The sequence below is a fragment of the Anoxybacillus flavithermus genome, assembly GCF_002742685.1.
GTDB classification, from domain to species: Bacteria; Bacillota; Bacilli; order Bacillales; family Anoxybacillaceae; genus Anoxybacillus; species Anoxybacillus flavithermus_E.
Genome location: NZ_PEDM01000001.1, coordinates 335,601 through 353,712 on the forward strand (window position 1 = coordinate 335,601; position 18,112 = coordinate 353,712).

Here is an 18,112-nt window from a genome sequence, read left to right on the forward strand (position 1 = left end):
AAATTGAAACCGATTGCAACAAAAAATTTGTGACAAAATTCGTGGCATTTTGTCCAAAAATACTCTCCCTTCTTCTCCACAAATCGTGCTATAATGGGAAAAAAGCAAAGGAGGCTTCATGATGAAGGGACGATGGACAAACCGTTTTCAGAAAAAAACGAAAACGACGCAATCGAACAAAGCAATGACGATTGGGAAAAAATATGGAATCGTTTTCAGTTTTGCTACACTTTTATTTGTCAGCGTTTTCATTTTTGTCTTTTTACTCGTCAACAACTTAACAAACGTCGTCAAACAAGTCGAACAAAAAAGCGACCAAGCGATTTTAATTACCGACCTCGGCTCATTATTTAAACAAAAATATATCGTCATTACTGACTATATGACAAATCCTCGTCCAGAGACGCTTTGGCAATACAACGATTTAACAGATCAATTCAATAAGAAAATAAAACAGCTAAAACCGCATATGAAAACAGAAGAAGCAAAAACGATTTACAATTCAACCATTTCGATTGAAAACCAACTGAACGAACTTCTTTATAAAACGATTCAACCGGTCGTCCTCATGTATCGCGATCGCGGCGAACAAATTGATATTTTCCAAGTCATTAGCTTTCAAAATAAAGCAGCAACGATTCGTGATATGAGCATTGAAAAGCTTGATCTATTAAGAAAAATCGTCATGGATGATAGAAGCACGTTGACGGCGCAAATGAACGATACGATTGCGAAAAATATTTTTATGATGATTGCAACCGTCATTGTTGCGATCGTTTTATCGGTCATCGCTTTAATCGTCGTCAGCCGAAAAATTAGCAAACGATTACACGAAGTCGTACACGTTTGTCATGAGCTCGCGCGTGGCAATTTGCGCGTTCAACGGTTGACCGATACGAAAAATGACGAAGTCGGACAAATCGCTCAGGCGATGAATGAGTTAGCGGACGGATTGGAACAATCGATTGCTCAAATTCAAGCGGCGGCTACACACGTCAACGACATGTCGCAAACGTTGCGACTTAACGCAGAAGCAACGACAGAAGCGAACGAACAAATTACACAAGCGATTCTCGAAGTTGCCTCTGGTGCAGATGAGCAAGTAAACGTATCGAAACAAACAAATGAGGCGGTGCATAACGTATCTGATGCGTTAACGACCGTCATGGCGAAAGTATCCGAAACAACGAAACGAACAAACGAAGCAACGAAACGCGTGAATGAAGGAACGGAACTAGTAGAGCAAACGGTTGCACAAATGAAGCTCATTCGCGAACAAATTGAGCGGCTTGCTACCGTCATTGAATCACTAAACGATAAATCAAAAGAAATTCATCAAATCGTCGGCTTTATTACGAGCATTTCCGATCAAACGAACTTGCTTGCGTTAAATGCGGCGATTGAAGCCGCACGAGCAGGCGAGCACGGAAAAGGATTTGGCGTCGTTGCTGAAGAAGTGCGTAAGCTTGCTGAACAAACGGCGCATGCGGCAGGCAACATTCGCACCCTTGCTGAGCAGTCGCAAACGCAAACGGCGCACGCTGTACATGTGATGAATGAAAGTAGCGAATCGTTCCAAACAGGTCATTCGCTCGTCGAACAAGTCGGACATATTTTCCGTTCCATTTCGACCGATATGGCGCGCGTCCAAACAGAAAGCGATACGGTGCACGATACGATTCGTGCCGTTGACGAAAAAGTAAAAACAATGACCGCATTTGCCGATCAAATTATTGATATTTCATCGCAATCCGCAAGAAACATTGAACAAGTTGCCGCAACGACGGAAGAACAAAACGCAACGATGCAAGAGTTGCTTGCTTCTTCGCAAGAACTCGCAAGCACCGCTGAACAGCTTCGTCAAGCGGTCGCACGTTTTCACATGTAACTCGGACAACCGTCCTTCTTTGCAAAGCAAAAAGGACGGTTGCTTTTTGAAAGGAAGTGAATGCATGCTTTCCCCTCACCTGGCGAAAAAAATTGTATCCGACGTCCGACGCCTCATTGATGAAGACATTATTATCGTCGCGACAAACGGCATCATTATGGCGAGCACCGATACGACGCGCCTCGGCAAATTTCATGAAGGGGCGTTTCTCGTTTGCCAAGAAAAGAAAAAACGAGTTATTACAAAAGAAGATGAAAACGTATTGCGAGGCGTAAAAGCTGGCATCAACTTGCCGATCTTTTTTCACGGCGATGTCATCGGCGTCATCGGCATTACAGGCGACCCGAAAAAAGTGTCACCTTATGGAGAACTATTAAAAAAAATGACCGAGCTTCTTATTCAAGAAAACTATTACATCGAACAACTTCAACTCGAAGCGCGGACGCTTGAAACGTTCGTTTTTGAATGGCTGCAAGCGCACGAGTGGTCGCCATCGTTTTACGAACGCGCTCAACTGTTTCATATTGACTTGCATGCGAAACGGCGCGCCATCATCGCTTCATTAGATGAGAAAAAACAACCGCTTTCTGTTGACATATGGAAATACGTTCAAACCGTTTGGAGCGATGAACGTGACGTCATCGTCCGTTGGGGAAACGACCGCTTACTTATTTTACAAACAGACGACGATAAAGAACGAACGATCACTAAAATAAAAACGATGCAACGCGCACTATTAGAAAAATATGGTGTGACGCTTCATATCGGATGCGGAAAAATGGGAGATAGTAAACAGGCGTACCATTCGTATAAACAAGCCGAACGCGCACTTCATATCGCCAAACAAACAGGAGACATCGTTTTCGATGAAGATTTACGATTGGACATGTGTTTAGAAGACATTTCGCTTGCGACAAAACAAGAACTTATCAAACGAACGATTGAGCCATTAATGAATGAACAAGAGCTTCTTCATACGTTACGTGCTTTTTTCGAAAACAACTTATCGCTCAAACAAACAGCCGAAGCGCTTCACATTCATATTAATACGCTTCATTATCGGCTAAAAAAAGTACAAGAATATACAAATTTAAACGTGCGCAATATCGAACATGTCGTCACTTTATATTTAGCTATTCGTTTTTTAGATGAAACAACAAAAAAATAAGATGTAAACGTTTTATTTTTATATATTCATCCATAGCGGGTTTTCCCGCTTTTTTTTATGCTTATAGTAAAAATGGGAGAAAGAAGGTCGATGATATGATCACCGAACAAATGAAACAACAGCTCATTGACATCGTCGGTGCAGAAAACTACGATGATTCGAAAGCTGGACGGATCGTTTATTCATACGACGCAACACCAAACTTTCAATCTATTCCTGATGCCGTCATCGCACCACGCAACACAAAAGAAGTGAGTGAAATTATAAAAATTTGTAATAAAGAACGCATTCCGATCGTTCCGCGCGGTTCAGGGACGAATCTTTGTGCAGGCACATGCCCAACCGAAGGCGGCATCGTGATGTTGTTTAAACATATGAATCGCATATTAGAAATTGATGAAGAAAACTTAACGGTAACCGTTCAGCCCGGCGTTATTACGCTTGATCTCATTCACGCCGTTGAAGCAAAAGGGCTGTTTTATCCGCCAGATCCAAGCTCGATGAAAATCTCGACGATCGGAGGAAACATTAATGAAAATTCCGGCGGCTTGCGCGGCTTAAAGTACGGAGTGACGCGCGATTACGTCATGGGGCTTGAAGTCGTGCTCGCCAATGGCGACATCATTCGCACAGGCGGAAAGCTCGCCAAAGACGTCGCTGGCTACGACTTAACGCGCCTATTTGTCGGCTCGGAAGGCACGCTCGGTGTCATTACAGAAGCGACGTTAAAACTCATTCCGATGCCGGAGACGAAACAAACGATGCTGGCGTTATACGAAGATTTAGAAGCAGCCGCACGTTCCGTTTCAGCCATTATCGCCAATAAAATCATTCCGACGACGCTTGAATTTTTAGATCAACCGACGTTACAAGTCGTCGAATCATTCGTCAACATTGGCTTGCCGACAGACGTCAAAGCGGTATTGCTGATCGAACAAGACGGGCCAAAAGAAGTCGTTGAGCGAGATATGAAAGCGATGGCGCGCATTTGCCGAGAGCAAAACGCCATTTCCGTCCAAGTAGCAAAAACAGAAGAAGAAGCGAACAACTTGCGCACAGCGAGACGTTCGGCACTATCAGCACTCGCCCGTTTAAAGCCGACGACGATTTTAGAAGATGCGACCGTTCCGCGTTCGCAAATTGCGAATATGGTGAAAGCGATTAACGATATTGCGCAAAAATATAACGTCAACATTTGCACGTTTGGCCATGCGGGAGACGGCAACCTTCATCCGACATGCCCGACTGATGTGCGCGACAAAGATGAACTGCATCGCGTCGAGCAAGCGTTTGAAGACATATTTGCCAAAGCGATTGAACTTGGCGGCACGATTACAGGCGAACATGGCGTCGGCGTCATGAAAGCGCCGTATGTAGAGTGGAAGCTCGGCAAAGAAGGAATCGCTGCCATGAAGGCGATTAAACAAGCGCTTGACCCAAACAACATTATGAATCCAGGAAAAGTGTTCGCCAAAAGCACGCGCAAACGGGTGGTGATTACACGATGAAAAACGAACATCATATCCAACAACAATTTCAAGCGCGCATGAATGAAGACGAGCTATTAAACTGTATGCGTTGCGGTTTTTGCTTGCCGACATGCCCGACGTATATTGAATCCGGCTTTCAAGAGTCGCACTCCCCGCGCGGACGGATCGCGTTAATGAAAGCGGTCGTCGATGGACTCATTGAGCCGGATGAAGATGTCGAACGTTCCCTTCAACTCTGTCTTGGCTGCCGCGCTTGTGAGCCGGTTTGCCCTTCTGGCGTGCGCTACGGTCATTTGCTTGAAGAAGCGCGCGACATTATTGCGCAACATAAAACGTATTCACCGATCGTCCGTTTCATTCGCCACATTGTATTCAAACAGCTTTTTCCGCATCCAAAACGCATGCGCATGTTGACGGCACTTATCGGCTTTTATCAACGTTCAGGGTTGCAGACGCTCGTTCGTAAACTCGGCTTGTTGCGCCTATTACCAAGCCATTTAGCGACGATGGAAAACGTATTGCCGAACGTGCCAACGTGGAAACAAATGAACGAACGCCCGACGCACGTTGAGGCACTCATCCCTCGAAAGCGTCGCGTCGCTTTTTTTAGCGGCTGTTTAATGGATACGATGTTTATGGACATAAACGATGCAACGATGAAACTGTTGCAGCTTGTGGGGTGCGACATCGTCATTCCTGAGGCGCAAACGTGCTGCGGTGCGCTTCATGGACATAGCGGTGAAAAAGCGGACGCAAAAACGTTAGCCAAACGCAACATCGAAGCGTTTGAAACACTCGATGTCGATTACATCGTCACAAACGCTGGCGGCTGCGGCGCCTTTTTAATCGAATACGACCATTTGTTAAAAGACGATCCTGTTTGGGCCGAGCGCGCAAAAGCGTTTGTCGCAAAAGTGAAAGACGTATCAGTCATTTTAGTCGAGCTCGGCTTTCACGAGCAAAGATGGCGCTTGCCAAACCAAATGGTGACGTACCAAGATTCATGCCATTTGCGCAACGTCATGAAAACAGCAAGTGAACCGCGCCTTCTTCTGCAATCTATTTCGGGCGTTGAATTTCGTGAAATGAAAGATGCCGACCGATGTTGTGGTTCCGCAGGCATTTATAACATCATCGAGCCGGACATGTCGATGCAAGTGCTCGATTACAAAATGGAACAAGTAAAACAAACGAAAGCAACGACGATTGTGACCGCCAATCCGGGCTGCTTGCTGCAAATGAAGCTCGGCATTGAACGGGAAGGACTCACAAACGTGCGCGCCGTTCATCTCGTTGAATTGCTTTTAGAAGCTGTGGAAGCGACAAAACAAATGAACAAACCGCTTAAACAAATCGGATAGGGTATGAGTATTCATGCCCTTTTCTTTTTTAATCGCTCCTCTAGTTCGCGCCTCTTTTGTTGCAACTCTGCTTCGCTATACGTTTTTCGCTCATATTGTGTATAGTCGATATGTAGCCATTCTGGAATCATTTCCGTTCGCACCGCTCGTTTTCTTCTATGTTTGGAACGCATATATCCGTTTTTCTTCCAGTTGCGTAAAATACCTTCCGCATATGTCCACGTTTTCACCCCGTTTTTTAATGCAGTCGCTAGCGCTTCTAGCACCCATTCCTCTGACGTTTCATTGACCCATAACGCCATTTTTTCTTCGATATAACTATTCATCGTCCCAAAACCGTTTTGTTCATAAAATTGGATCATGTTTTGTAATGTATCATCTGTTGTTATATTTGTTTGTCTGTTCATATTGCGATGTGCGTCTTGGCAAGTTGACATGTGCGACATGTCATGTTGCATCGTCTGTTCGTCATGTTGAATATTCGTTTTTTGTTCTATGCACATCGCTTGCTCGTCATGTTGCCTACTCGACTCGTCATGTACAACGTTTGTGTCAAGCACTTGTGCAAGCACATCATAATCAATGCGATACCATTTTGTTTTATCAAGCTTTGAGCGATAGCGCGAAACGACAATCCGTTTTTTCTCAAGCCGAACGATTGTGCGCCGAATCGTGCTTTCCGACCAAAACGGAAATTGTTTTCTCCATCCTTCGTACGTATTATACACCCATGTATATCCATCGTACGTATGCGTACTTTTTCCGAGCCAATAATGAAGCTGTTGTAAAAAAATGCTTTCATTCAATCCGAGCTTTACCGCCACAGACGGCAATACGAACAACGGATCATCATCGACTAACCATTTCATCTCCATCCCTCCTACATTTATCTATCGCTTCATGCGCAGGATTTAGTTAGGAGGGAAAAAAAAGAGAATGCGTATGCATTCCCTTTATGCTTCTGGTGTAAATGTGCGCTGAGCGAGTTCGTTGTCAAGCATAAATAGCGAGTTGCTGTCGTTTTCGATGCGCTTAAGCTTTTGGATAAGCGTATCAAACAGCGACTCTTCTTCCACTTGTTCGTCAATAAACCATTTTAAAAAGTTCATTGTCGCATGTTCGCGCTCGTCTAACGCTAAGTCAGATAGTTTATAAATGCGGCGCGTCACTTCTTTTTCATGAGCGAGCGCTTTTTCGAAACAATCGCGAACGGACGTAAATTCGTTGTTTGGCGATGGGAAGCCTGTCATAATCGCTCGTTCGCCAAGCGCGTTAATAAAGTTGTAAAACTTCATCGCATGGAAGCGTTCTTCTTCCGCTTGAACTAAAAAGAAGTTCGCAAAACCGTCCAACCCTTCCGCCGAGCAATATGCTGCCATCGCCATGTACGCATGCGCCGAATAAAATTCAAAATTCATTTGATCGTTCAATCCGTTTAACAATTTTTCACTTAACATACATCAACACTCCTCTCTTTCTTTATTATAACAAAAAGAGGAGGAACGTGCCTCCCCTTATTCGTTTTGTGCTTTTTTCAACGTTTGAATGGCTTCTTTTTGTTGTTTCGTTTCTTTTCCGGAGAAAAACCAACCGCCAGCTGCAATCGCTAAAAGCACGATCCAGAAAATCGACTTCCATAACGCCGAATGCGCAAAATGTTCAGAGACGATCGCTAAACTTGGATGCGCAAGCGTATATATTGCCAACTTCACGCCAACCCAACCGACGATTAAAAATGCAGCCGATTCTAAGCTTGGGCGTTTTTGTAATAGCTTCACGAACGCATTTGCCGCAAAACGCATAATAATGACACCAATTAATCCACCGGCAAAGATGACTAAAAACTTTCCGCCATCTAGCCCCCCGATTGGTGGTAAATTCGTATTCGGCAACGTCATCGCTAAAGCGACCGCCGCTAAAATCGAATCGATCGCAAACGCTAAATCGGCAAGTTCCACTTTCAATACCGTCATCCAAAAGCCAGATTGTTTTTTCCCTTCTTTATGTGAACCGTCCCTGTTTTTGCTTATAAAATGATGCACCGCAATAAACATTAAATACAATGCGCCGAGCGCTTGAATTTGCCAAATGTTCACTAAATACGAAATGACGAAAAGTGCCGCAAAACGAAGAATAAACGCCCCAGCAAGCCCGTAAAAGAGCGCCCGCTTTTGCTCTTTCTCTGGCAAATGCTTTACCATCACCGCCATCACAACGGCGTTATCGGCGGCTAAAATGCCTTCTAAACCGATTAAAACGAGAAGCACCCAACCGTACTCTAACAATAATGATACATCCATGAATGATCCCTCCTGTAATATGTAGTTTTCCCTCGTCCGTCGGCAAAAATCACGAGAACGCAAAAAAGACCTTTGCCGAACGGCAAAGGTCTCGCTAGACACATGTTGTGCCAACAAAGCCGATGGACGATGTCCATGAACTGACGACTTTGTTTTCAGGCAACGCCTGAACGCTACTCCCCTTTGTAAAGGAAAACTATGTTATTTGTAATTTCATTATAAGCGTACGAACTTATTTTGTCAATCCGTTAACTTACTTGTTTTTGTCCAACGTTTGCCTCATTTAACTTACTATGTTTGCGACCGTACAAGAAATAAATGACAAGACCGACCGCAAGCCAGCCGCCAAAGCTTAACCACGTCGTCGCTGGAAGCTGAAGCGCTAAATATAAACAAAACGCTACCGCAAGCAATGGAATGACCGGCACGAATGGCACCATAAAGCTTCGTTTTAAGTCCGGTTCTGTTTTACGTAAAATTAAAATGCCGATCGCAACCGTTGTAAACGCAAACAACGTGCCGATATTTGTCAAATGGGCCAACTTATTTAACGGAATCACCCCTGCAAAAATGGAAACCGCAATGCCTGTTACCCACGAATTGACAAGTGGCACTTGTTTGCGCGCGCTCACTTTCGCAAACAACGAAGGAAGCAAGCCGTCGCGGCTAATCGCATAAAAGAGGCGCGTTTGCGCATAAAGCATGACAAGAAGTACGGTCGTAATGCCTGTAATCGCACCGAGCGAAATAAACCCAGCCACCCAATCTTGATGAATATAATTTAACGCAAAAGCAACTGGATTTTTTACCCCTAATTGATCATACGGCACAATGCCTGTCAAAATGAGCGAGACGGCAATATAAAGAAGTGTACAAATCGCAAGCGATGCGATAATCCCAATCGGCATATTGCGCTGTGGATTGCGCACTTCTTCTGCCGCTGTCGATACAGCATCAAACCCTAAGTAAGCAAAAAACACCGTCGCAGCTCCTGCGGCAACACCTGAAAACCCAAACGGCATAAACGGCGTCCAGTTTTCTGGCTTCACATACCAAACCCCAACCGCAATAAACAATAAAATGACCGCAACTTTAATGAAGACCATAATGGCATTAAAACGGGCGGATTTGCGAACGCCTTGCGTCAATAAAAACGTAATAAGCAAAACGATCACAATCGCTGGCACATCAATAAACGTTCCGTTCGCTGGATCGTAAGCGCTTGTCAACGCCTTCGGTAACTCAATGCCAAACCCGGCAAGCAATCCTTGAAAATAACCAGACCAACCCGCCGCAACTGCCGAAGCAGCCACGCCATACTCTAAAATTAAATCCCAGCCAAGCATCCAAGCAATCAATTCACCAAATGTCGCATAGCTATACGTATACGCACTTCCTGATACCGGTACGCTTGACGCAAACTCCGCATAACAAAGCGCCGCAAAGACGCACGCCAATCCTGATAAAATAAACGAAAGAACGAGCGCTGGTCCTGCATGTTCAGCCGCTGCCACTCCCGTTAAAACGAAAATACCCGTTCCAATAATCGCTCCGATCCCGAGCATCGTTAAATCAAATGCACCTAATTCTTTTTTGAGCGCAGTACCATTTTTCCCTGAATCGCTCATGAGCGATTCAATCGACTTTCTCCTGAACAAACTCATCGTTGTAAACTCCCCTTACTTATGATGTTTATTTTATACTTTAACGCCCAAAATCGTTAAAGACAATACTTTTTCGCTATTTCGCAATATTTTTATTTTTCTAATAAAAGAGGAAATGTCACCGTCATCGTCGTTCCGCGCCCTTTTTCGCTTTCCATCGTCCACGTGCCGTTCATCATTTCAATGATGCGAACCGACACCATCGCCCCGAGCCCTGTCCCTTTTTCTTTCGTGCTGAAATACGGTTCCCCATATCGCGCAAGCTGCTCTTTCGTCATTCCTTTTCCTTCATCGCGCACGACGATCGTAACCGTTTTTTCAGCGACATATACAGCGACGTACACCGCCCCCTCGCCTTCTATCGCTTCAATTCCATTTTTTATTATATTTAAAAAACATTGCCGAAAATATTGTCCGTTCCCTTTGATGATCGCAGGCATAAGTGTTGGGACGATTTTCACCCCATGAATGTTCGCGAACGGACGCAACATGTCGATCACTTTTTGTAGTTCGTGATGCACATGAAGCGGTTCTGTTTTTTCTGGGAACGGCTTCGCAAACGTTAAATAATCGTCAATAATGGCACAGGCGCGGTCTAATTCCTCAAGGGCGATATTCATATATTGCTCTTTCGTTTCCTCCGATATGTCTTTTCCTCTCATCAGTTGCATAAATCCTTTGACAACGGTAAGGGGATTGCGAATTTCATGGGAAATGCTTGCGGCAAGCTGGCTAACGACTTCCATTTTCTCCAGCTTGATCGCTTTCGAACGAATGAGCAACGCTTCTCGTAACGTTTCCATCATAAACACAACAAATAGTACGGCGACAGGAGGGACGAGAATAAAATCAACGATGTACGACTCGGTCACTTCAAAATCGGAAATTGCTATCGCTAATATTGTTGCTGCAATCGCAAGAATAAACGTCATCATCATGGAAGCAATCATCCGTTTTGTTTTCGGCAACTGTTTAAAAAATGGAGAAAACAAACTTCCGAACATAAACATCATGACGTACACAGCGACCGTAATAAACTGATACCCGTACATCACCCATCGCGCAACGAGTAAAATAATAAGCAACGGCAGGCTCACCGTCCATCCGCCGTAAAACGTGCCGATGAGAAACGGAACTTGCCGCAAATCGTGCACGCAATCGGGCGCAATGTAAATCGGATATTTCATACATAAAATAAGCGGCACGCTTAAGCAAACAACAAACAACAAACGTTGATACACTTTTTGGCGCTGGAAAAATCGAACGTAATCGTATAAAAAGTAAAAGAAAAAAATGCTCACTAAAATGTAAAACAAATTGTTTAACACGTGCTGATTGATATATGTCATCTTTCTCAACTCTCCCACATCGTTCATCCTTTTTTCAGTTTCGCGAAAACTTTTTCCGTTGTCAATGCAGCGACATCTTTGAAAAATGATCACGTTTCCATTATGATAAAGATGCAAACTACATAGTGGAGATGGTGATGATGAACGATCGGCGTTATTTGCCGCTTTTATTTGTTGTGATGTTTTTCGTCATGGTTGGATTTGGCATTATTATTCCCGTCCTTCCGTTTTTCGCAGAAAACATTGGCGCGACTCCGACACAGCTTGGTTGGTTAATGGCTGTATATTCGTTTATGCAATTTTTATTTGCGCCGATGTGGGGACGATTGTCCGATCGTTACGGACGCAAACCGTTTTTACTGCTCGGCATTTTCGGCTTGGCGCTTTCGTTTTTCTTATTTGCCTTAGCGACAAAACTTTGGATGTTATTTGCCGCACGTATCATCGGCGGCTTTTTATCGGCGGCAACGATGCCGACCGCAATGGCATACGTTGCCGATGTGACGACAGAAGAAAATCGTGGAAAAGGCATGGGCATTATCGGTGCAGCTGTTGGGCTTGGCTTTATTTTCGGACCAGCGATCGGCGGCGTGTTTTCAAAGGCGAGCTTAACCGTTCCGTTTTGGATCGCAGGCAGTTTGGCGCTTATCACTGCCATATTCGTTTTCTTTTTCTTACATGAATCGCTTCCGAAAGAAAAGCGATCGAACGGAGAAACGAAACGACCGTCACTTATGGCGGCACTACGAAGCGACGTATCGCGTCTGTACGTATTGCAGTTTATCGTCACGTTTTCGCTTGCAGGACTTGAGGCAACGTTTGCTTATTTTGCCGCAAAACGTGCGGGACTTTCATCGACAGAGCTTGGCTACATTTTTATGATTATGGGACTTGCCGGTGCGATCGTCCAAGGAGGATTGCTTGGAAAACTCATTCAGTCGTTCGGTGAAGGAACGGTCATTCGTGGTGGACTATTTCTTTCGGCGCTCGGCTTTTTCCTTATTTTATTCATCCACCATTTTTGGACGGCCGCCCTGTATTTAACCATTTTCGGGGTCGGCAACGGCGTCATTCGCCCATGCGTATCCGCCTTATTAACGAAACAGACGACCGATGGGCAAGGAAGCGCAACAGGACTGTTATCGTCGTTCGATTCGCTCGGGCGCATTGGCGGACCTGCCATTGCTGGATGGCTGTTTACATTAAAGCCGAGTTTGCCGTATATGACAGGCATCGTGCTTACGTTCGTTTCATTCGCCCTGTTTCAATCGTTTCAACGAACAATGATGCAAAAAGGCTCCGCTTAATCGGAGCCTTAACTAATTCCTTCTTCACTAAACGTTTCTCGTTCACGTGACGCAATGATCGGTCCATTTAACAAATCGACATCCACAATATAGCGCGGACGTTGTTTCGTTTCTTGATACACTTTTCCGATATACTCTCCAACTACCCCGATCGCAATGAGCTGCAATCCTCCGACAAGCCAAATGGACATCATAAGCGACGTCCAACCTGTTTGTGTATGACCAGTCATTTTTAAAAATAACACATACATCGCAAACAAGATGCTCACAAAAAATGAACAAAAGCCGAGAACGGAAACGAAACGAATCGGCATCATGCTAAATGACGTCAATCCGTCAAACGCAAAGCGAATCATTTTCATGAACGGATATTTCGTCACTCCAGCTTTTCGCTCTTTTCGGTCGTAATATACGGTTGTAGATGGAAATCCAAGAAGCGGCACGACCCCGCGCAAAAACATATTTACTTCGCGAAATTGTGCTAACGCTTCGACGGCGCGCCGACTCATGAGACGATAATCCGCATGGTTGTAAATGAGTTTCACCCCGATGCGATTCATGAGGCGATAAAACGTTTCAGCCGTCCATCGCTTCATATACGAATCGACATCGCGCTTTTTTCTTACTCCATAAACGATGTCATATCCTTCATGAAATTTACGCAAAAACTCACGAACGACATATATATCATCTTGTAAATCCGCATCGAGCGTCACAATGCAATGCGCCATTTGTTTGGCTGCAAACATTCCTGCAAGTAGCGCATGTTGATGCCCTGCATTTCCTGCCAGTTTAATCCCTTTAATTTCTTCGTGTCGCAAACATGCTCTATAAATGATCGACCATGTCCGATCACGGCTTCCATCATCGACAAATACGATTTTACTTTCCGCAGAAATGAGCTGTTCCTCGATGAGCTGTTGCCGCAACGCCCGCAACTGTTCAATCGTCTCTGGCAATATATCTTCCTCGTTATAACAAGGGACAACGATCGCTAAAATCGTCATGTCGTTTCACTCCTTTCTATTTCGTATAAATAAATCGTCCATGCGGACTCCTCGTGTTCAAACGTTCCCAATAGCTTTAGTTTGTTTTTTTTCGCATTGTCAATCGGCACGGCGGAAAAGACGTATCGCCCACCCATGTCGTATAACACGTTCGTATTGAGCTGCATACGGCGAATGCGTTTGCTTGATTGTTTTGTAAACATATACTTTTTCCCGAGCTCAGCGACAAAGATGTAACAACGCCCGCCCCATTCATCGAAATATTCCTTTAGCTTTTTATTTTTGTTTAGCTCGCTCGCAATGATTTGGCGGAATTGATGTTTGTACGAAAGCGGATAAAAATTGTTGTACGTATCTAACGTATAAAAACCGTTATATTGCGCAATGGCTGGATGCATGCCGATGCTGACGACGCGATACGTATGTATTGGCTTTCCGATATATTGTTTCACATCGTCAAACTGTTTTTCTGCATAAAAGGCACGAAACGTCGGCTTATCCCGATAGACGATTTGTTCATGAAACAACATCGCTACAATAAGTTGAGCCACGAGCGCAAACGAAACGATGCCCCTGTCCCATGCGCGCCAAATGATGCGAAGCGACAAAGCAAATAACACGTAAATGACCATCGGACGTAAAAAATGATAGCGCGCAAAATTAAACCGATCTAAAAACGGAAACGCTTCTGTCGCAGGAAGCCATCCTTTGTAAAACCAAAACGCATACCAAAGCGATAGCGCAAAATTCAGCACATGCAGTTGCCAAAATAGCCGTTCGTTTCGCCACCATTTTTGTTTCCAGACGATATATAAGGCGATAAACGTCACAGGCAAAATAATGAGCGTATGAATCGTCATCACATGCGTATGACCGAACATGTAGTTTTTTAATGTCAATCGCAGCGAGCGCCATAACGATAAACGAGCATGGAAATATTCATCGCGGCTTGTTGGTTCTGTCGCAAATAAAAACGAATGGACGAGCCGATATTCGATTGCTAAATAAAGGGCGGTCATATACACGAGTGCCAACAATAGCGGCACGTTCGGACGACGTCGCCACGCATCAACGATCCAAAACAAAAACATCCCGCTTAAAAAAAAGAAAAAGCCGAGCACAAAGCTAGAATAAAGTGGGAGAAGCGTCAGTACGATATAATTTTTCCACGAACGATCGCCCGCACGAATGTTCAGGAGCGCCCATAACGCAAGGGGCATGCCGAGCGTGCTAAGCATCCCTGACGGCCAAAACGGCGTTAACGCAAACGTAAGTGCTACGCCGACGCGAATCCATTGTACTTGTTTTTCTTTTAATACGTGCGTTTTCAACAACAAATACATGCCGATAAACGCAAATATGCGCGTCACAAGCTGGCTAAGCCCGTACGCATAGACGGACGGAAAAAGGGCATGAAGCCAAACGATGCCGCTAAACTCTGTTCCGTATGCGTTGCGCGGCAATCCGTTAATGACTTGCGGAATGGTGGCATCAATGGCACCAAATAGCTCGCCGCTTCGTGCGAGCACACGATACCAAGCGATGTTCGAATCTAAATTATCGTGCACGCGCATATGCCCATCTTCGCCAAGAAGAAAATATGGCAACGCATGTAGACAAACGATGATGATGCCACATGTGAACAGTCTCATAACATCCCCCCATTCACCATTATTTTTTAACAACAAATGAAAAATATGCATAAAAAATCCCCTGCAAATCGCAGAGGTTAAACAATGATCGCATCGTATCCTTTTTTTCTTAACTCTTCGACGAGACGTTCCGCATTTTTTCTATCGCGAAATGCTCCGACTTGCACGCGGTATAACTTTCCATCATCTTTCGGTGGAGCAGGCGGTTTCTTTTGCAACCCGAACGCTTTCGCCATTCCTTCTACATGACCGCGGGCAATTTGCGACAGAAATTCGTCTGATTTCAGCTTTGCGGCATCACCTGCGTTGTCGATAAATAAGTTTTCCGTCAATAAAGCTGGCATATTCGTTTGACGAAGCACCGCGTAGCTCGCACGTTTTTTTCCGCGATCGCGCACATCTCCAATCGCTTTCATCACTTCATCATGAATGATGTTTTGATATGAAACGGTTTCTTTGCTCACATTTCCATTGAATATATATGATTCAAATCCTGTTCCACCGCCTGCGTTCACATGAACGGATAAAAAGAAGTCCGCACCGATCCGATTCGCCATCGGTGCCCGTTCCGATAGTTCAATAAACTGGTCGTCTGTCCGCGTATAGTGCACATCGACATGTTCATACTCTTTCAACATCTCCCCTATTTTCGTCACAATCGTTAACGTTACATCTTTTTCACGAAGTCCGTTTCCGACCGCCCCCGGATCACGCCCTCCATGCCCTGCATCTAAAACAATTTTCACCATCATATCCTCACACCTTTCTAACAAATTTTTTCTCTGCTAATAACATATACATGATCTCGGACAAAGGATACGGCCTTTCCCTATTTATCTATTTTTCTTTCGCTCGCACATGGAAAAAGCCTAAGCTATGCTAGCTCAGGCCAAAGCTGTTTACAACATTTGCGGATGAGATGCGGAACGACATGATCACGTCGATACACGAGCGTATGAACGAGTTGCTTTCGTTCTTCTTCCGTCATCGGCCAATCGTCAGGCATATGTTTCGTCATTTCTTCAAGTAAAAGTGTCGGCATCGTTTGCATAACGGCGATCGCTTCTTCCAATTGTTGAACGGTCACAAACGGCGCCATCATGCGATGCGTAGCGCTTTCGATAAGCGTTTGCGGCAGCTGTTTTAACTGTTCAACCGTCCACGCAAATGAACCGCATATGTCAGCATGGTCAATGATCCATAACGTCTGATGCTCACCATTTTGTTCGATGATGACGTTTTTTCGCGTTCGGTCGCGATTGTACAACCAATAATCAAAAACGATCACCCCCGCAAGCTGATCGGCGTTGGCGATGCGATGAAGCGTCGTTTCATGGGCGTTTTTCCCGTCAATATACGCGCTAGCAAACTGCGTTTTCGTTTTCACAATCGTTGTGTCATCTGGAATCGGTACGAGCGTGTCGGGTAAAGAAACGAGTCGGGCGTGCGGAATCGGAAGGTTCATATATTTCGCAATTTGGTATGCGAGCCATTCGTTAATGAGCGCTTTCGGCTTTTTCGTGTCATAAAATTTGACGACGTACCGTTTCCCATCATGAAACGTGACGAGATGGGAGTTATGTTTATGGCTTGCGAACGTCATTTCATAGTTCATGTTTGTTCACCTACAATATGTTGTAGTAAATCGACATACGTTTCGGCACAACGTTCAATCGTAAATTGCGCTAGCACGCGCGCCCTGCCGGCTTCGCTCATCTCTTCATATCGCTCCTGATCGTCGATGATCGCTTCAATCGCTCGAACGGCACCGCGCGTATGATGTTCGCGAAATAAGTATCCTGTTTTTCCGTGAGCGATCACTTCCGGCATGGCAGATACGCGCGGGGCAACGACCGGCACGCCACACGCCATCGCTTCAATAAACGTATTGCCGAACGATTCGACTTTCGTTGTCGCTAGTAAGCATCCCCCTGATTGACGAATGCGGGCGTATATGTGAGGCATTTGTTGATACGGAACGACAGGAAACCATTTGATGAACGGATCGAGCTTTTTTTCTTTCCATTCCGTTTCAAACGTTTGTTTATCGACGCTATGCGCCCCACCGATCATCCAACACTCGATATCATCCCGCTCTTTTTGTAATAGCGAGACGATGCGCAAAAACGCCCGCCAATTTTTTCTTCCATCTAACCGTCCGACATAAGCAATAATTTTTTTTGTTCGGTACATCATCGCATACAGATGGCTGAAAAAAAGACGCATCTAATCCGTTATAAATGACGGTAATCGGTGCTTGATCGTTAACGAGGACGGAAAGAAGTCGTTTTTGGTAATAAGACGGAACGATAAACTGACGCGGGGCAATCGTCTCAACCCCTTGCAAGTTCCGCTTTAACTTCAACAACTCCGGCGTGCGCGCCTCGACAATAATCGGACCTGCATAGCCAACGTCGTTCAACCACTCGTACGCTTGGCTCGTATCAACAACAATGATCGCATCATACCCTTTTCGTAAAATGTCATGAACATCCCGCTTCTTTTTCGCTACATACACGTTTGCGACATCTTCCATCATATGCATGCCGCCCAAATCTTTCGTATATAAAAAATCGGTCGTAATGCCACGCTTTTTTAAATATAGCGCCCGATTGCGCCATCCGGCATTCACCCCACCAACCGTCAACAACCGCCAAATGACTAAAATGTTCACCGCTCCTCCCCCTTCCGCGCATGCTCTTTTATTACTTTATGTGAAGCATGGAGAAAAGTTGATGACCGTTTCATCGGTCTTCCCTTATTGCTCATATGGGGAAGAGGATGGGTATTTCTGAAAAAAAGCTTATAAGAATGTGACTGACGATGTTGCGTCAACGATAATCAAATGGTAACAGCTACTATGCAAGCAATTTTACAAGCACTGGATGCCCCTGCAACTGCGGAACAATTAGCTGAAAAAACAGCG

At 44.8% G+C, this 18,112-nt stretch carries 16 protein-coding genes and 1 riboswitch; of the genes, 5 read left to right on the plus strand and 11 right to left on the minus strand.

Annotated elements, in window-relative coordinates; genetic code table 11:
• Window positions 1–121: 121 nt before the first annotated feature.
• The 4 genes from CS060_RS01755 (at window position 122) to CS060_RS01770 (ending at window position 5,907) form a co-directional block, all read left to right on the plus strand.
• Entirely contained in the window at window positions 122–1,888 is a 1,767-nt protein-coding gene (locus CS060_RS01755; RefSeq protein WP_035049650.1) for a methyl-accepting chemotaxis protein, read from the plus strand.
• Window positions 1,889–1,952: 64 nt separating this feature from the next.
• Window positions 1,953–3,056 (plus strand): CdaR family transcriptional regulator, encoded by a 1,104-nt coding sequence (locus tag CS060_RS01760; RefSeq protein ID WP_099668621.1) that lies wholly within the window; start codon window positions 1,953–1,955, stop codon window positions 3,054–3,056.
• A 95-nt stretch (window positions 3,057–3,151) separates the two neighbouring features.
• On the plus strand, window positions 3,152–4,564 hold the full coding sequence (gene glcD, locus CS060_RS01765; RefSeq protein WP_035049652.1) for a glycolate oxidase subunit GlcD: 1,413 nt from the start codon (window positions 3,152–3,154) through the stop codon (window positions 4,562–4,564).
• Window positions 4,561–5,907 carry a (Fe-S)-binding protein gene (locus tag CS060_RS01770; RefSeq protein ID WP_099668622.1) on the plus strand — a complete coding sequence of 449 codons (1,347 nt, stop codon included), beginning with the start codon at window positions 4,561–4,563 and terminating at the stop codon, window positions 5,905–5,907. The genes glcD and CS060_RS01770 overlap by 4 nt, the downstream gene beginning before the upstream one ends.
• A gap of 11 nt (window positions 5,908–5,918) precedes the next feature.
• On the opposite strand, the gene CS060_RS01775 is transcribed toward CS060_RS01770, so the two are convergent.
• The 5 genes from CS060_RS01775 to CS060_RS01795 all read right to left on the minus strand — a co-directional run bounded on the left by CS060_RS01775 (window position 5,919) and on the right by CS060_RS01795 (window position 11,220).
• Window positions 5,919–6,776 carry a DnaD domain-containing protein gene (locus tag CS060_RS01775; protein WP_035049653.1) on the minus strand — a complete coding sequence of 286 codons (858 nt, stop codon included), beginning with the start codon at window positions 6,774–6,776 and terminating at the stop codon, window positions 5,919–5,921.
• An 84-nt stretch (window positions 6,777–6,860) separates the two neighbouring features.
• Complete coding sequence (locus CS060_RS01780) at window positions 6,861–7,364, minus strand: ferritin (protein ID WP_021094305.1); 504 nt, start codon at window positions 7,362–7,364, stop codon at window positions 6,861–6,863.
• 57 nt (window positions 7,365–7,421) lie between these two features.
• A complete protein-coding gene (locus CS060_RS01785; protein WP_035049655.1) occupies window positions 7,422–8,207 on the minus strand; it encodes a TerC family protein in 786 nt (261 codons plus the stop codon).
• Window positions 8,208–8,248: 41 nt separating this feature from the next.
• A riboswitch (yybP-ykoY riboswitch) is annotated at window positions 8,249–8,401 on the minus strand.
• Between the two features lie 54 nt (window positions 8,402–8,455).
• Window positions 8,456–9,871 (minus strand): branched-chain amino acid transporter BcaP, encoded by a 1,416-nt coding sequence (gene bcaP / locus CS060_RS01790; RefSeq protein WP_035049656.1) that lies wholly within the window; start codon window positions 9,869–9,871, stop codon window positions 8,456–8,458.
• A 92-nt stretch (window positions 9,872–9,963) separates the two neighbouring features.
• A complete protein-coding gene (locus tag CS060_RS01795; protein WP_257211098.1) occupies window positions 9,964–11,220 on the minus strand; it encodes a sensor histidine kinase in 1,257 nt (418 codons plus the stop codon).
• Window positions 11,221–11,360: 140 nt separating this feature from the next.
• Between CS060_RS01795 and CS060_RS01800 the strand changes: the two genes are divergently transcribed.
• Entirely contained in the window at window positions 11,361–12,527 is a 1,167-nt protein-coding gene (locus tag CS060_RS01800; protein WP_180271042.1) for an MFS transporter, read from the plus strand.
• Window positions 12,528–12,535: 8 nt separating this feature from the next.
• On the opposite strand, the gene CS060_RS01805 is transcribed toward CS060_RS01800, so the two are convergent.
• From CS060_RS01805 to CS060_RS14400, 6 genes are all read right to left on the minus strand, one after another.
• The gene (locus CS060_RS01805; protein ID WP_035049658.1) at window positions 12,536–13,534 is read right to left on the minus strand and encodes a glycosyltransferase family 2 protein; all 999 of its coding nucleotides are present in this window, start codon (window positions 13,532–13,534) and stop codon (window positions 12,536–12,538) included.
• Window positions 13,531–15,237 carry a DUF6044 family protein gene (locus tag CS060_RS01810; RefSeq protein WP_099668624.1) on the minus strand — a complete coding sequence of 569 codons (1,707 nt, stop codon included), beginning with the start codon at window positions 15,235–15,237 and terminating at the stop codon, window positions 13,531–13,533. The genes CS060_RS01805 and CS060_RS01810 overlap by 4 nt, the downstream gene beginning before the upstream one ends.
• A 26-nt stretch (window positions 15,238–15,263) precedes the next feature.
• Window positions 15,264–15,935 carry an N-acetylmuramoyl-L-alanine amidase gene (locus CS060_RS01815; protein ID WP_035049703.1) on the minus strand — a complete coding sequence of 224 codons (672 nt, stop codon included), beginning with the start codon at window positions 15,933–15,935 and terminating at the stop codon, window positions 15,264–15,266.
• A gap of 125 nt (window positions 15,936–16,060) precedes the next feature.
• Window positions 16,061–16,801, minus strand: coding sequence for a HipA family kinase (locus CS060_RS01820; RefSeq protein WP_052025628.1), 741 nt, complete (start codon window positions 16,799–16,801; stop codon window positions 16,061–16,063).
• On the minus strand, window positions 16,798–17,310 hold the full coding sequence (locus tag CS060_RS14395) for a glycosyltransferase family 4 protein (RefSeq protein WP_306559363.1): 513 nt from the start codon (window positions 17,308–17,310) through the stop codon (window positions 16,798–16,800). The genes CS060_RS01820 and CS060_RS14395 overlap by 4 nt, the downstream gene beginning before the upstream one ends.
• Entirely contained in the window at window positions 17,273–17,860 is a 588-nt protein-coding gene (locus tag CS060_RS14400; RefSeq protein ID WP_306559364.1) for a glycosyltransferase family protein, read from the minus strand. The genes CS060_RS14395 and CS060_RS14400 overlap by 38 nt, the downstream gene beginning before the upstream one ends.
• Between the last annotated feature and the right edge of the window lie 252 nt (window positions 17,861–18,112).